The sequence below is a fragment of the Massilia phyllostachyos genome (assembly GCF_021044825.1).
Lineage (GTDB): Bacteria > Pseudomonadota > Gammaproteobacteria > Burkholderiales > Burkholderiaceae_D > Telluria > Telluria phyllostachyos.
In genome coordinates this window covers 39,439-54,461 of record NZ_JAJNOC010000007.1, presented here as the reverse complement: position 1 = coordinate 54,461, position 15,023 = coordinate 39,439, and the positions used below count along the sequence as shown (strand labels likewise).

Genomic DNA, 15,023 nt, shown 5'->3' with positions numbered 1-15,023 from the left:
ACCATGATGCGACCAATCCCACCATCGCGCCGACGCCGCAGCGTGCTCGCCGGCGCCGCAGCAGCGCTGCTGCCCTGGAGCGGCGCGCGCGCCGACGACCGCGGCCAGCCGCACGCGCACACCTTCACCGCCGCCGCGGCCGACGTGCTGACCGTGGTCGGCCCGTGGGAGCTGACCGGCCTCGATCCTTCCCGTGCCGGCTACATGTTCTCGCGCATGGAAGTGGTCGAGACCCTGCTCGACGTCGACGACCGCGGCCGCCTGCAGGCGCGCCTGGCCTCGCGCTGGCAGGTCTCCAGCGATGGCCTCGAATGGCGCTTCACCCTGCGCGGCAACCGCCGCTTCCACGACGGCAGCGAAGTCACCCCGGAGAACGTGCTGGCCTGCCTGCGCCGCGCCCACGGGCGTCCCGGCGTGCTGACCATGGCCGGCATCCGCGCGATCACGGCGGACGCCGGCGCCATCGTATTCACCCTGCGGCGGCCCTTCGCGCCCTTGCCCTACCTGCTGACCCACGCCACCTGCCAGATCCTGGCGCCCGCCTCCTTCGACGCGCAGGGCCGGGTGGTGAAGATCATCGGCAGTGGGCCGTTCAAGATTGCTTCGATCTCGATGCCGCAGCAGTTCGACGTCGAGCGCTTCGCCGGCTACGGCGGCCTGGCGATCCCCGGCCGCGTGCAGAAGGCGCGCTACATCAGCGTGGCGCGCTCGGAAACGCGCACCCTGCTGGTGGAGAGCGGCCAGGCCGACCTCGCCTTTTCGCTCGACCCGCCGAGCATCCGCAAGCTGCAGCGCAGTCCGAAGGCGGTCCTGAAGTCGCAGATGCTGCCGCGCACCACCTTCATCAAGCTCAATAGCGGCCATCCCCTGCTGGCCGACGTGCGCGTGCGCCGCGCGATCGCCCTGTGCGTGGAGCGCCAGGGCATCGCACGCGCCCTGCTGCGCGACCCCGACCTGGGCGCGAGCCAGCTGTTCCCACCCTCGATGAAGGGCTGGCACGACCCGGCGCTGCCGGCCTTGCGCACCGATCCGCAGGCGGCGCGCGCCCTGCTGGAGCAGGCCGGCTGGAAGCCTGGGGCGGACGGCATCCGCCAGCGCGGCGGCCAGCGCCTGGCGCTCACGCTCACCACCTTCGTCGACCGTCCCGAGCTGCCTCTGATCGCGACCGCGCTGCAGGAAGAGATGCGCCAGATCGGCATCGCCGTGCGCGTGACCATCGGGAATTCGAGCGACATCCCGGCCGGCCACCGCAGCGGCGGCCTCCAGATGGGCCTGGTGGCGCGCAACTTCGGCAACCTGCCGGACCCGGTGGCGACCCTGCTGCAGGACTTCGGCCCGGAGGGCGGCGACTGGGGCGCGATGGGCTGGCGTAACGCCGAAGTCCCCGCCCTGCTGTCGCGCCTGGCCTCCGGCGCGGCCGGTACGCAGGACGATCGCGCCAGGGTGGCGGCGATCCTGCAGTCCGAGCTGCCGCTGATCCCCGTGGTCTGGTACCGCCAGGTGTGCGCCGTGAGCCGCCGCATCGAGGGCGCCAGCATCGATCCTTTCGAACGCAGTTACAGGATTTCGCAGCTCCTATGGATATGAGAACGCTTCCCGCACCGGCCTGGCGCGGCATCGCGACCGCGCTTGCCCAGCGCCTGCTGCAGGCGCTGCTGGTCGCCCTGCTGGTCGGCACCCTGTGCTTCTTCATGACGCGCATGCTGCCGGGCGACATGGCCTACCGCATCGCGGCGGGCCGCTACGGCTACGACATGGTGACCACGGCCGCCGCCGAAGCGGTGCGCATCGAACTGGGCCTGGACCGCCACTGGCTGGCGGCCCTGGGCGACTGGTGGCAGCGCCTGTTGCAGCTGGACCTCGGTGTGTCGCAGGTGACGGCCGAACCGGTCATGCTCGAAATCCAGCGCCAGCTCGGACCGACCCTGAACCTGTCGCTGCTGGCGATGTTCTTCTCGCTGCTGGTCGGCCCCACGCTGGGCGTGCTGGCAGGGCTCAAGCCCGGCGGCCTGCTCGACCGCGCCACGCTCGCCGTCTCGACCGTGCTGCGCGCCATGCCTTCCTTCCTGCTCGGCCTCGTGCTGGTGCTGGTGTTCTCGGTGCAGCTGGGCGCGCTGCCGGCCGCCGGCCACCACGATCACGGCAGCATCGTGCTGCCCGCGCTGACGCTGGCGCTGGGCATGGCGGCCGTATCCTGCCGCGTGGCGCGCGACGCCATGGTGCAGGTACGCGCATCGAGCTACTTCGCCTTCGCGCTCACCAAGGGCCTCACCATGCGCCAGGCCCTGCTGCGCCACGGCCTGCGCAACGTCGCGGCGCCCGTGGTCGCCTATCTCGGCGTGCAGCTGGTCTACCTGGTCGAGGGCGTGGTGCTGGTCGAGACCATCTTCGCCTGGCCCGGCATCGGCCACGCGCTGGTGCATGCGATCTTCGGCCGCGACGTGCCGATGATCCAGGGCACCGCGCTGGTGCTCGGCCTGATGTTCGTCCTGTTCAACGCGCTGGTCGATACCGCCTGCGCCTTCATCGATCCCCGCCGCCGCGCATGACTACCACGCATACCGTCTCATCCGACCTCGTCGTCATCGAGGCGCCACGGCGCCTGAGCCTCGGCCAGCGCGCCGGCATCGTGCTGGTCGGCGCGATCTTTCTATTCGCCCTGTTCGGCCCCTGGCTGGTCGGCATCGACCCGGCGCGCCAGCAGCTCGACCGCTTCCTCGAATTGCCGAGCCTCGCACACCCGCTCGGCTTCGACCAGCTGGGCCGCGACATGCTGGCGCGCCTGGCACACGGCGCGCGCCTGTCGCTGTCGCTGGCCCTGGTGAGCGTGCTGTCGGCGGCGATTCCCGGCACCGTGCTCGGCCTGCTGGCGGCCTGGCGCGGCGGCTGGCCCGAGCGGATATTGGCGGCGTTCGCCGACGCGGTGCTGGCCCTGCCCGGCCTGCTGCTGGTGCTGCTGCTCTCCGCCTTCACGCCGGGCGGCTTCTGGCCGCTGTACGTCGGCATCTCGCTGGCGCTGTGGGTCGAATACTTCCGCGTGGTGCGCGCGGCCAGCCGCATCCTGCTGGCCAGCCCCCACGTGGAAGCGGCGCGCCTGCTCGGCTTCGGCCCGGTCCACATCGTGCGGCGCCACCTGCTGCCCGAGCTGCTGCCGCGCCTGTTCACCCTGATGCGCTTCGGCTTCGCCGGCGCGGTGCTGGCGATGTCGGCGCTCGGCTTCGTCGGCGTCGGCCTGATGCCGCCGACACCCGAACTGGGCGTCATGATGATCGAACTGCTGCCCTATTACGGCGAGGCGCCCTGGCTGATCGGCGCCCCGGTGCTGCTGCTGTTCCTCACCCTGCTCGGCCTGCTCTTGCTGGCGCCGGAACGGGAGGCCGCATGAATCACGCACTGACAGTCGACAAGCTCGCCGTCCTGCTCGGCGACAAAGCGCTGGTGCGCGACATCTCGTTCACGATTCCGGCCGGGGGCGTGCTGACCCTGCTGGGCGAGAGCGGATCCGGCAAGTCGCTGCTGGCGCAAGCCATCATGGGCAACCTGCCGGCGCCGCTGCGCTGCGAGGGCCAGGTCGCGATCGGCGGCAACCCCACGCCGGCCGTCGACCAGGCCCGCCGCCACGCGCTCTGGGGTCGGCGCCTGGCGCTGCTGCCGCAGGAACCGTGGCTGGCGCTCGACCCAACCATGCGGGTGCGTGAACAGATCGGCGAGACCTATTCGCTGGTCGCCAGGACGCCGAAGCACGACGCGCGCGGCCTGGCCGAACGCGCGTTGGCCTCGCTGGGCCTCGGCGATGCGGCGCGCAAGTATCCGTTCATGCTGTCCGGCGGCATGGCGCAGCGGGTCGCCTTCCTCGCCACCCATGCGGCCGGGGCGCCGGTGATGATCATCGACGAGCCGACCAAGGGGCTCGACGCCGACCGCCGCGGCGAAGTGCTCGAACTGCTGCGCGCAGCGCAGGCCGAAGGCATGAGCCTGTTGTGCATCACCCACGACATCTGGCTGGCGCGCCAGCTGGGCGGCCAACTGGCCGTGATGCTGGATGGGGCGATGATCGAACAGGGCGCCGCCAGCGAAGTGCTGGCCGCGCCGCGCCAGGACTATACCCGCCGCCTCCTTGCAGCGGACCCGGGCAGTTGGCCCGCCGCGCGGCAGGGCGTGGCCGCGGCCGGCGAAGTCGTGCGCGTCGACGGCGTCGGCAAGGCCTTCGGCCGCCAGGTCCTGTTCACGGGCGTGGACGCGCGCATCGCGCCGGGCGAGATCGTCGCGGTGAGCGGCCCGAGCGGATCGGGCAAGACCACCTTCGGCAACATCGTGCTGGGCCTGGCGCAGCCGGACAGCGGCCGGGTCCAGCGCGCCCCTGGCCTGGCGCCCACGGCCTTCCAGAAGATCCAGCAGGATCCCGGCGCCGCCTTCGCCCCGCGCATCCGCCTGCGCCAGTCGCTGCGCGACCTGGTCGAGCTGCATCGCCTCGACTGGAGCCGGCTCGAGGCCCTGCTGGAACGCATGCGCCTGGCGCCCGGCCTGCTCGAGCGCCTGCCGCACCAGGTCTCGGGCGGCGAGCTGCAGCGCATCGCGCTGGCGCGCGTGCTGTTGATGCAGCCGGCCCTGATCTTCGCGGACGAACCGACCTCGCGCCTGGATCCGGTCACCCAGCAGGACGTGTTCGCGCTGCTGCTCGAGCACGTGCACGCGTCCAACGGCGCGATGCTGCTGGTGACGCACGACGTCGACATCGTGCGCAGCGTGGCGGACCGGCGGATCGACCTGGCGCGCGTCCGGTGATTCAGACGCCCTGCCCGGCCGCCGTGAAGCCCACTTCCCGGTGGCTGCCGTCGCAGAACGGCTTGTCGCGCGACTGGCCGCAGCGGCACAGGCGCACTCCCATCGTGCGGTCGACCGTGCGGCCGGTGCCGGTAATCACCTCGGCGGCGCCGCGCAGATCGAGCGGACCGTTGCGCAGCGGCGTGACCTCGAGCGGTCCGTTGCGCTGTTCCAGCTGCGGCGACAGCCGCGTCACCGCTTCGCCGGACGCCTCGAAGCCGGCGGCGATGTGCGACTGGTCGCAGAAGGGCTTGTTCTTCGACTGGCCGCAGCGGCACAGGGTGGCGCGCAGTTCCTCGCCGGCCGAGCCGTCGGGCGCATTGATGCGGATCGCCGCGTTCAGCGCCAGCGGGCCGTTCTCGCGCACCCGCACCAGGTTGACCGGCGGCGCGCTCTCCGCATCCAGCCCGTCGTGGCGCGCGTAGCGGATCGCGCCGGACACGCAGCGGCGCGCCACCCGTCCCAGGCGTTCGGGCGTGGCCATGTCGGGGAATATCCAGTCGCCTTCCTGGTTGGCCCTGAACACCTCGGGCTCTTCCAGCACGCAGTGGCGCGAATGGACGCAGCGGGCCGCATTGAACCAGATGGTCCCGGTGGTCCCGCGCACGACCTCGGGCTGGTAGGGCGCGAAGCCCGGCGCCTCCCCGCTTGCCGCCTCGGGCGCCGCAGGCACCCCGCCCTTCGCATCGTGCGCGCTGCGCCACGCCGCGGCGCCCTCGCGCAGCGTGCGCGCGACCTGCGCCAGGGCCGGCAGCGCCGGCGCCGCGCTGTCCGCGTGCGCCGCCAGCAGCTCCATGCGTTCGGCGATCAGCCTGGCCGCGGAGTCCGGCGACTCGTAGCCGAGCGCGGTGCGCGACAGGGTGAAGGTGAGGCCGGCGTTCACGCCCGGATGCTCGGGGTTGGCCGGCAGCGTCGTCAGCTTGCTGCCGATGTCGGCCAGCGCGTGCATCAGCGCCAGCGCCTGCCCCATCACGACAGGGCGCGGCAGCAGGCAGTTGACGGTATCGCTCATCAGCGCAAGAATGCGCAGCATCAGGAAATAGCCGGCATTGCCGACGTCGAGCAGGGTGATGGCGGGTTCGCTGACCACCTGCACGCGCACCCCGGTGCTCACCGGCGAGCGCATCACCGGATGGCGGGCGCAATCCCGGTAGGGCTTGAAGTCGCCGCGCTGGCCCGCCAGCGCCTGCCACTGTTCGCGGATGGCGCGAAAGCGCGCGTAGTGGGACGTCTCGAAGCAGACCTCCGAACCCTCGCCCTGTTCGACGATCAGCCCCACCGCGCGCAGGGCGTCGGCTTCGTTCGCGATGCTGCACAGGCCCGGCAGGAACACGTCCCGCTCGGTCAGCTGGGCCTCGCGCTTGCCGACGAACAGGCCCGCTTCCCCGAGTTGCGCCGCAAGATAGGAGACGCCGGCGGCGATCGCCCCGTACAACTCGCCCACGGTCTCGTAGTCGCAGGGGATGTCGGTGAGCAGGTCGGTCCGCGTCAGGTCGCGTGAATAGGCGGGCTTCTCGATGGTCCCGCCGTCGCGCTCGTCCGTCCGGCCTGGGCGCTCGACGTAGATGAAGTGGTCGAGCGTGGCGCCGTCGAACGGCAGCAGGGCCACCGCCACGTCGGCCGGGAACTGGCCGGCGGTGGCGGGAAAGTTGTAGTGCCGGTAGTGCGGCCGCGAACCGACCGCGATCAGCAGGTTGTTGACCAGCGCCAGGTGCAGCATTTCCTCGGTCGCGATGGCGATGATCTCGGCGCGCCAGCGCTTCACGGCCGCCAGTTCATGCGGCTGCAGCCCCTCGTCCAGCTCCTGCTTGAGAGAGAACGCGGCGTACAGGTAGCTGCACATCAGGCAGTGTTCGATTTCGGCAGCTTCCGCCAGCATGCTGATGAGTTGATCGCGATGGGTTGCGGGTGTCATTGGGGTCCAGGTCGATGCATCGGGATGGCGGCCCTACTGTAGTCCAGCCACCTCGCGCACATAAGGGCGCGCGCACGAATTCACCGTTCGGACGACGCGAACAATGAAGGCCTCAAGGCTACGAGCGGCGCAGCCAGGCTTCGGCCAGCACGAGGTTCGGGACCCAGCACAAGAAGGCGATCGCCCCATAGCTGGCGGCGAACGGAAACGGCAGCACGAAGGCGAGCGGCAGATACAGGCGCAGCGTGACGGCCGACAGGGTCAGGGCAAAGGAACGCACCATCCAGGACCGATGTTCTGCCAGCCGTCCCTGCAGCACGCGGCGCCAGGCCAGGCCCGTCGTGCCGATCCATGCCAGCGCGAGCAGCCCGAAGCCGGCCGTGCTCACGCTGCCGGTCGAGGCGCCGATGGCGAGCACCAGGCCGGCCACGCCGCCCACCATGCAGCCCGCGACATAGGCCCGGCCCAGCCAGCGGTGCGCCGCCAGGCGGCGCGCGCGCAGGCGGGTCGAGAACTGGAAGGCGCCGATCAAGAGCGCGCTCGCGGCCCCCGCCGCATGGATGAAGAGCCAGGGCGCGCGGTAGGCGTTCGCCTGGATCATCGGCGGCGCCTGCATGCCCGGCGCCAGGTAGCGGTAGGAGAACAGCGCGACCGCGACCGCGAACAGGGCCGTGGTGTACAGCAGCCACCTGGGCATGACGGCGGCGGGCGGACGTGCGATGGTGCTCACCGAGACTCCTGGACAGGTGGGGATGAAGCGACTATACCGCGCAGCTGTCGCGGCGATGTCGTCCGGCCGGCATTTAAGTCCTCCTGCATGGAATTCCTTGTCCATACACGCTATCGTCGGGTCACCATCACCTACAAGGAGTCCTCATGCACATGCCCTTGCGCGCCCTGGGCGCGGGCCTGATCCTGCTGGCCGCCCTGCCCGCCCACGCCGCCATCCGCGACTTTGCCGCCTGCACCGGGCCGGCCGATCCCGCGCCCTGCATCCTCGAAGGCGCGGCGCCGGACCGCTCCCAGCTGCGGGGAAGCGGACCGGCGGCCCGGGTCAGCGGCAAGCACCTGGTCCGGCGCCTGCCTGGCAAGCGAAATCGTGGCGCGCGGCGGCGTCGCCAGTTTCACGTCCTATCCTTCCGGCCACGATGTCCTGATGTGGACGCGCAGCCTGGCCGACCACGCACGCGACTGGCTCGGGCCGCAGGAGCGTGCGGCGCTGCTGGCGGCCCTGCCCGACCCCGGGTGCGCGGGCCGGCCGCAGTGGACGTGAACGCCTTCGCCGCCCCTGAGCGGCGCGGAGCTGTCTACACCGCGTCCCTGGCCTTGCGGCGCCGCGCCGGCACCAGCACGCGCCAGGCCAGCACGCAAGCCGTCATGCACAGGACCAGTCCCAGCAGCGACAAGCCCACCACCAGCACACCGCGCAGCACGGGCCGCGCCATCAGCGGCGCGAAGTCGAAGCTGTGCAGGCCGTTGTACAGCACCCGCTGCCAGGGCGTGCCGGGATCGGTGCGCAGCAGCAGGCGCGCCGTGGCGGGATCGGCGTACAGCGCCACGCCGTCCGGCCAGTGCGCGCGCCACACGGGCAGCGGCCTGCTCGACGTGCCTGCCGCGCCGGCCGGCTCGCGCGAATAATACAAGCCGTCGTAGCGCGTCACCCGCTCCAGCGCGGGCGCCCCGGCGCCGGAACGCAATCCGCGCAAGGCGTCGCCGATCGCGGCGTCCGGCAAGGCGCGCAGCGCCGGGCCCGCGACCGCGCCGGCGGGAACCAAGGCCTGACTACCAGCCCCGCGCAGGCGGTACCACACCTGCCCCTGCAGGCGCACCAGGTCGATCTCGCGCGCCGCCAGCGGCGCCAGGGCCAGCGCGCGCGCCGGATCGAGCACGGCCACCGCTTCCTCCCCAATCCAGGCGGCGCGCTCGCGCGGCGTGGCGCCACGCGGCGAGAACACGTCGAAGGGATTCATCGACAGCAGGCCGGACAGGATCCAGGTCACGCAGGTCACGCCGCCCGCCAGGCCGAGGATGTGGTGCCAGCGCCACCAGAACTTGCGGTAGGGGATCCAGCGATTCCGGTTCAGCCAGAGCTGCCAGACGCCCAGCAGGACGCCGCTCGCGGCCAGCACCACGCCGGGCAGCGACAGCCACACCACCACCTGGCGCCACAGTTCCGGCCAGCGCCGCAGCTGGGTGAAGTAGAGCCAGTGCGGCACCGCCCCCACCCAGTTCCAGGCCCGCTCGGCGCGGCGGGTGTCGAGCACCACCTCGCTGGCGCCCGGCGACACGTACAGGGTCAGCCCATCGTCGCCATCCAGCGCCACGCGCACCAGCGGCCGGTGCGGGTTGTAGCCCTGGGAGACGGTCCACTGGTCGCGTTCCAGGCGCTCCGCCCGCACGGCGCGGCGGCCGCTGAAGCGCTCGGCCACGTCCGCGGCCTGCGCGTCCGTGAGCGGCGCCAGCATGCCGGCGCCGGCCGCGTCGACCGTGATCCAGCGCTTGTCCGCGCCCTGCATGCGCCATACCGGCCGCTCGCCGTGCATGCCGAGGCGCGCATCGGTGAACGCGATGCCGGCGCGCGCCGCGGCGTCGGCGGCGCTGAGGCAGCAGGCGCCCTCCAGGCGCAGCGGCGGCATGCCGGCCAGGCGCTCGTCCTGGGTGAGCGACGGGAACGGCACGTAAAACATCACGATGCCGGATGCGAACCACATCAGGAACTGCAGCGCCAGGCCGACCCCGAGCCATTTGTGAACGAAGATGAGCGCCTTCTTCATGGCCGCCTCAGAAACTGGTGCGCGCGCTCAGCTGCACCGTGCGCGGCGCGCCCAGCAGCCAGCGCACGCCGCCGCTGCCCGACAGCGCGTAATCGCGGTCCGCCAGGTTCTTCAAGGCCAGGGTCCAGTTCAAGGATGGGGACTGGCGCCAGGCCAGCGAAGCGTCCAGCACCGTGTAGGCCGGCAGGTTCGCCGTGTTGGCCGCGTTCGACTGGCGCAGGCCGACGTAGCGCGTGCCCAGGCCGGCATCCCACGTCGGCAGGAAGCGCCAGCGGGTCCAGACGCTGGCGGTGCGCTCGGGCACGCCGGCCGGCGTATTGCCGTCGCGCGCCACCGGCCGGCCGCCCACGATTTCCTGGAAGTCGTCGTAGCGGGCGCGCAGCACGGCCGCGTTGGCGTCGATGGTCCAGCCGGGCAGCGGCTCGGCCGCGAATGCGATCTCGAGGCCGGTCGAGGATTGCTGGCCGATCTGCTGCGCCACGCCCGGGTTGTCCGGGTCGCGCGAGAGCAGCTTGCGCTTCTCGATGCGGTAGGCGGCCACGGTCCACTCGCCCTTCACGGCCGGGACGCCGCCCTTGGCGCCGAATTCGAGCTGGCGCCCGCGCGTGAGGTCGAAGCTCACCGAGCCGTTCGGCAGCGCCAGCGCGCCGCTCAGCGGATCGGTGGCGGTGCCGAACTGGCCGTACAGCGAGAACTGCGTGGACGGCTGCCAGACGGCGCCGAGGCGCCCCGTGACCGGGTGGTAGTCCTTGCCAAGCGAAACGCCGGTGCGCAGGTCGTGGTTGTCGAAGTCCATGACGTCGCGGCGCAGGCCGGCCACCAGCTTCCACTCGGCCGCGACATCCAGCACGTTCTCGAGAAAGACGGCGCGGGTGTCCATCTCGGCCCGGCGGCCAGGGATGGTCGGCACCGGGCTGCTGAAGACGCCCGGCGCGAAATCGTAGGGATCGACCACGCTGGCGCCGCCGTAGGGCGCATTATTACTGTGCACCAGCCGCGTGCGGTACCACTCGAAGCCCACCACCAGGCGGTTGGCGCGGCCGGCGACGCGGCCATCGACCATGGCGTCGAAGCGGTTGCCCGCCTGCTGCTGGTCGTGCAGGATCTCGAGGTAGTCGCCGCGGTTGACGCGGGTGCCGGCCGCGTCGAAGGTATAGGTTTCAGCGTTGCGCCAGTGGCGCTTGCTGGTGAGGTAGTAGGTCTCGTTGCGCAGGCGCAGGCCGGCGGCGGCCTGGTAGTCCAGGCGCAGGCGCGCGACGCGGTCGTTGTAGCGTACCAGCGCGTCGTCGACGTTGAAGCTGGTGCGGCGGATGCTGTCGTCGAGCCGGCCGTTGCGCAGCGGGGTGCCGAAGTAGCGCGCGTCGTCGTTGTGGCCGGCGTCCAGCGACAGGGTGGCCGTCAGGTCCTGGCTGGCGCGCCATGCGAGGGCGCTGGAAACGTTCTGGCGTTCGTAACCGTTGTCGCGCCGGTAGCCGTGGCTCCGGTCGGCGTCCGCGTAGGCCGAGTAGGCGACGGTCTCGCCCAGCGGGCCGCTGACGCCGACACCGCCCTGCAGCGTGTCGTAGGAACCGGCGCCGAAGAAGGCTTCGCCGCGGGTGCGGTCGAAGCGCGGCTTGCGGGCCACGTAGTTGACGGCCGCGCCGATGGCGCCGTCGCCGTACAGCACCGAGGCCGGGCCGCGCAGCACCTCCACCGATGCCAAGGGCCAGGTCGAGAATGGATAGCTGATGGTGCCGGCGGCGACCACCAGGCGGGCGCCGTCCACCAGCTGGGCCACCGAGTTGTGGCCGCCGAAGCCGCGCGCCGACAGGCTGCTGCCGCCGTTGCCGGGGGCCGGCGCCTCGCTCATGCCGGGCATGCGAACGGCCACGTCCTGGGCGCGCATCAGGCTGCGCTCGGCGATGTCGGCGCTGGTGAGCCGGCTCACGCTGGCCGGCGTGTCGCGCGCGCTCAGGCCGAGGCGCGAACCGGTCTCGTTGCGTTCATCGAGGGAGAGGGTCGGATTGCCGGCCAGGCGCGTCTCGGTGACCTCCACCGTGGCCGGCGCCTGTTCCTGGGCGGCGACCCCGGCGCCGAGGGTGAGCGCGAGGGAACCCGCGGCCCATGCCGCCTTGTGCCAATGCGCGGTGCGCATGCTGTCGTTCATTATCGTCTTTCGAAGTGAAGGCCGGCGCCACCCGCTTCCCTCCTGCGACTAACGCGCGTGCGCGCACGCTCCGGGCATGCCCGGCGATCAGGAACAGGAAAAAACAGGTGCACCAATGGTGCGAGACCACACCCCGGGTCTTGCGCTATCAAGGTGACCGGCCGGTCTTCTGGCTCGCCCTCGTCCTCCCCGGTCCCTTGCCTTCCCGCGCATGGCGCAGTGGCGTCGGACCGGTTCGTCAGGCTTACAGCAGCGGGGGCTGCGCCGGAATGGCGGGGGATGGCAATCCCGCGCTTCACCGGCTTCCCGTTTCACCCCGCCATCGGTCGATGGCGGGACACCGTTCACTCAAGGGCGGGATTCTACAGGCAGCCGTGCCGGCTTGTCATCGCAAAGATGCGACATCGCCCTCCCGGCCCAAAGTTCCCCGGGATCGCGTGGTACAAAGTGGTGGACTGCGAGGGGCGACGGGCGATGCTTGACCGGTACTCCGGGACGCTGCGATGCGGAGCGACTAATCTGCTCCCGCAATCAACTACGGGAGCGGACAAATGAACAACCGGACGCTGTCTGGCATCAGCGTGTGCGTCACGTAAGCGCTGGTGAGTGGTCTTTGCGTTTTCATCGCGCTGTCGGGACTGGTCCCCCACCCCGGCGTCCAGCGCTTGCTGCTGAACCTGCCCATCAGGCTGCAGATCGTGGTCGCGGACGCCATCGGACTCGGGCCATTCCTGAACTGGCTGTTCGAAGAGGTCCACCGGAGCGCCCCCTATGCGGCGCTGCTGGTCCCCACCTTCTGCGTCCTGTACCGGATCGGCTGGTGGATCGAGCGCCTCGACGAAGAAATCCGGGAGCCGGCGGCGCCCCGCTCAACGGCGCTTGCGGGGCCTGCCGACCGAGCCCCGCAGCGCCACCCCGACCTCGAAGCTGCGCACGACCTCGCGCCGCCCGCCGTCGCACAGGTTGAGCAGCTCGGCGACGGCGCTGGCCGTCATCTCGCGCCAGGGAATGCGCACCGATGTCAACGGCGGCGCCGAGTACGCCGCGCTGGGGGCGTCGTCGTAGCCGATCACCGAGACGTCGCGCGGCACATGGATGCCGGCTTCGTAGAAGCAGGAGATGGCGCCGAGGGCCATCTCGTCGTTGGCGCAGAACAGCGCGGTGAAGCGGGTCCCTGAAGCCAGCAGTTCCTGGGCGCCGGACCAGCCCGCGCTCGAGGAAAAATCGTGCTCGCTGACCCACATGGCGCCGGTATCGATGCCGGCGCCTTCGAGTTCGCACATGAAGCCCTCGATGCGCTCGACATTGTCCTGCACCGCCCACGGCCCGCCCAGCACCGCGATCTCGCGGTGGCCCTGCTCCAGCAGGGCGCGCGCCGCCAGCCGGCCGCCGAGCACGTGGTCGACCGTGAAGCATTGTTCGGGGATGCTGGCAAGCAGGTGGTTCAGCGCGACCAGGCGCTGGCTGTGCGCGCCGAACAGCGCCAGGTCGTCTTCCTGCAGGGGGCTGGTGAGCACGATCACGCCGTCGCAGCCGCGCGCCAGCAGCAGGCCGACGCCGTCGACCGCCTCCTGCCTGGCCGCGCCCTTGCCGGTGCCGAAGCCGATCATCATGTGCAGGCCGGCGCCGCGCAGTTCGGCGTCGATGATCTGCAGGATGGTGGTATAGAAGGTCCCCGACAGCATCGGGATGTAGACCCCGATCATGCGCGAGCGCCCGTACAGCAGCGAGCGCGCGGTGTGCGAGGGGCGGTATCCCAGCGCCTCGATGGCCTGCCGCACCCGCTCCAGCTTGTCGGGCGAGACCGAGCCCTGGCCGCGCACCACGCGCGACGCGGTCCCGGTGCCCACCCCGGCCATCCGGGCCACGTCCTTGATTGTCGCCACTGTGCTCCCTGTGCTCGTCTCCAGGGGAGTTAACGTAGCACAGTCTGGATGGCACGGGCCGGAATGTCGACCGCGGTCTCGAGGCCGTCGATCATCAGGCGGTAGCGCTGCGGCCCGTCGGCACGGTTCATCACCACCACCGCCAGCCTGCCGTCCGGGTTGCGGAAGGCGACCGTGTCGAGCGTGCTGCGGCTGGTGGTGGCGCCGACCCGGCGCGCGCCCGGCTTGATGTAGCGGGTGAAGTGGCCCATGTAGGCATAGCTCGGCGTGTAGACCAGCTGGCCGTCGTCGCTCGCGTGCAGCAGCGCGAAGCAGTAGTTGCCCACGTGGTTCGGGCCGCCGCGCATGTCGAGCAGCATGTTCCAGTCGACCCAGCCGGCCGCGCCGGCGTTCAGGTCGGCCATGATCTCGCTGCCGTAACGCTCGCCGTTGGCCCAGTCCTGCAGGCGCGCCGCGTCGTACTTCTCGATCGACGATTCGGTCATCAGGAGCGGCACATCCGGGTAGGCTGCGCGCACGGCGGCGACGTTGCGGTGCATCGGCTGGCCCTTGGCCCAGGTCTCGTACCAGTGGTAGCCGACGCCCCAGACATAGGGACGCGCCTTGGGGTCGGACAGGATGTGGCCGGCGCGCTGCGGCAGCAGGTCGCGGTTGTGGTCCCAGACGACGATCTTCTTGTCGCCCAGGCCCGCATTCTTCAAGGCCGGGCCCAGGTGGTCTCCCAGGAAACGGGTCTCGTCCTCGGCCGTGTAGATCATCGATTCCCAGCGCTGCTTCGCCATCGGCTCGTTCTGGATCGACAGGCCCCACACCGGAATGCCGGCCTTTTCATACGCCTGGACGAACTTCACGATGTAGCCGGCCCACAGGTCGCGGTGTTGCGGCAGCAGGGTGCCGCCCTGCAGCATGGTGTTGTTCGACTTCATCCAGCCGGGGGCGCTCCAGGGGCTGGCGAACACGCGCATGTTGGTGCCATATCCCTTGGCCGCGGCCAGCGACTGGCGCAGCAGCGGTATGCGGTGGCGCATGTCGTGCCCGATGCTGAACGAGCCCAGGGTGCGGTCGCCCTCCTTCAGGTAGGTGTAGCTGGCGCTGCTGAAGTCCGAGCTGTGGATGGTCGTGCGCAGCACGCTGTAGCCGAGGCCCTCGCGCGGATCGAAGTAGGCCTTGATGAAGGCCTGCTGCGCGCTTGGGGTCAGCCTGGCGTACACCTCGGCCGTCGCATCGGTGACGGCGCCGCCGAAGCCGAACACCTCCTGGTAACGCTGGCGGGTGTCGACGAACACCGCGGTCTCGGTTTCCATCGGCTGGCTCGCCGGGCGCGGCGCGCCCAGCGTCTGCGCGGCGAAGCGCTGGCTGCCGCCCTGCGCCGTCGTCACCACCTGCCAGCCGGCTTCCTGGGCTCCGGCCGCCGTTCCCGCCATGCTCAAGGCTGCTGCACACACCACGCGCATCGCTTGTCGTCTCGTCGTCATTCG

11 protein-coding genes and 1 riboswitch are annotated in these 15,023 nt (G+C 71.1%); of the genes, 4 read left to right on the top strand and 7 right to left on the bottom strand.

The window, feature by feature from the left end; translation table 11 throughout:
* Nucleotides 1–3: 3 nt before the first annotated feature.
* The 4 genes from LQ564_RS19000 to LQ564_RS18985 are packed head-to-tail and all read left to right on the top strand — an operon-like array spanning nucleotide 4 to nucleotide 4,785.
* Nucleotides 4–1,587 (top strand): ABC transporter substrate-binding protein, encoded by a 1,584-nt coding sequence (locus LQ564_RS19000; protein WP_231059680.1) that lies wholly within the window; start codon nucleotides 4–6, stop codon nucleotides 1,585–1,587.
* Entirely contained in the window at nucleotides 1,578–2,549 is a 972-nt protein-coding gene (locus tag LQ564_RS18995; RefSeq protein WP_231059679.1) for an ABC transporter permease, read from the top strand. Before LQ564_RS19000 ends, LQ564_RS18995 begins: the two co-directional genes overlap by 10 nt.
* Nucleotides 2,546–3,385 carry an ABC transporter permease gene (locus tag LQ564_RS18990; protein WP_231059678.1) on the top strand — a complete coding sequence of 280 codons (840 nt, stop codon included), beginning with the start codon at nucleotides 2,546–2,548 and terminating at the stop codon, nucleotides 3,383–3,385. The genes LQ564_RS18995 and LQ564_RS18990 overlap by 4 nt, the downstream gene beginning before the upstream one ends.
* Nucleotides 3,382–4,785 carry an ABC transporter ATP-binding protein gene (locus LQ564_RS18985; RefSeq protein ID WP_231059677.1) on the top strand — a complete coding sequence of 468 codons (1,404 nt, stop codon included), beginning with the start codon at nucleotides 3,382–3,384 and terminating at the stop codon, nucleotides 4,783–4,785. The genes LQ564_RS18990 and LQ564_RS18985 overlap by 4 nt, the downstream gene beginning before the upstream one ends.
* Before the next feature lies 1 nt (nucleotide 4,786).
* Here LQ564_RS18985 and LQ564_RS18980 read toward each other — a convergent pair whose 3' ends face one another.
* The 7 genes from LQ564_RS18980 to LQ564_RS18950 form a co-directional block, all read right to left on the bottom strand.
* Nucleotides 4,787–6,739: a ferritin-like domain-containing protein gene (locus LQ564_RS18980; protein WP_231059676.1), complete on the bottom strand. Its 1,953-nt coding sequence runs from the start codon at nucleotides 6,737–6,739 to the stop codon at nucleotides 4,787–4,789.
* A gap of 118 nt (nucleotides 6,740–6,857) precedes the next feature.
* Complete coding sequence (locus tag LQ564_RS18975) at nucleotides 6,858–7,469, bottom strand: DUF2306 domain-containing protein (protein WP_231059675.1); 612 nt, start codon at nucleotides 7,467–7,469, stop codon at nucleotides 6,858–6,860.
* A gap of 131 nt (nucleotides 7,470–7,600) precedes the next feature.
* A complete protein-coding gene (locus LQ564_RS18970) occupies nucleotides 7,601–7,867 on the bottom strand; it encodes a hypothetical protein (RefSeq protein ID WP_231059674.1) in 267 nt (88 codons plus the stop codon).
* Between the two features lie 179 nt (nucleotides 7,868–8,046).
* Nucleotides 8,047–9,513, bottom strand: a complete 1,467-nt coding sequence (locus LQ564_RS18965; protein WP_231059673.1) for a hypothetical protein — start codon at nucleotides 9,511–9,513, stop codon at nucleotides 8,047–8,049.
* 7 nt (nucleotides 9,514–9,520) lie between these two features.
* Nucleotides 9,521–11,659: a TonB-dependent receptor gene (locus LQ564_RS18960; protein WP_231059672.1), complete on the bottom strand. Its 2,139-nt coding sequence runs from the start codon at nucleotides 11,657–11,659 to the stop codon at nucleotides 9,521–9,523.
* Nucleotides 11,660–11,801: 142 nt separating this feature from the next.
* Nucleotides 11,802–12,019, bottom strand: a riboswitch (cobalamin riboswitch).
* Nucleotides 12,020–12,528: 509 nt separating this feature from the next.
* Complete coding sequence (locus LQ564_RS18955) at nucleotides 12,529–13,545, bottom strand: LacI family DNA-binding transcriptional regulator (RefSeq protein ID WP_231059671.1); 1,017 nt, start codon at nucleotides 13,543–13,545, stop codon at nucleotides 12,529–12,531.
* A gap of 29 nt (nucleotides 13,546–13,574) precedes the next feature.
* Nucleotides 13,575–15,020: a glycoside hydrolase family 30 protein gene (locus LQ564_RS18950; protein WP_231059670.1), complete on the bottom strand. Its 1,446-nt coding sequence runs from the start codon at nucleotides 15,018–15,020 to the stop codon at nucleotides 13,575–13,577.
* Nucleotides 15,021–15,023 lie beyond the last annotated feature (3 nt).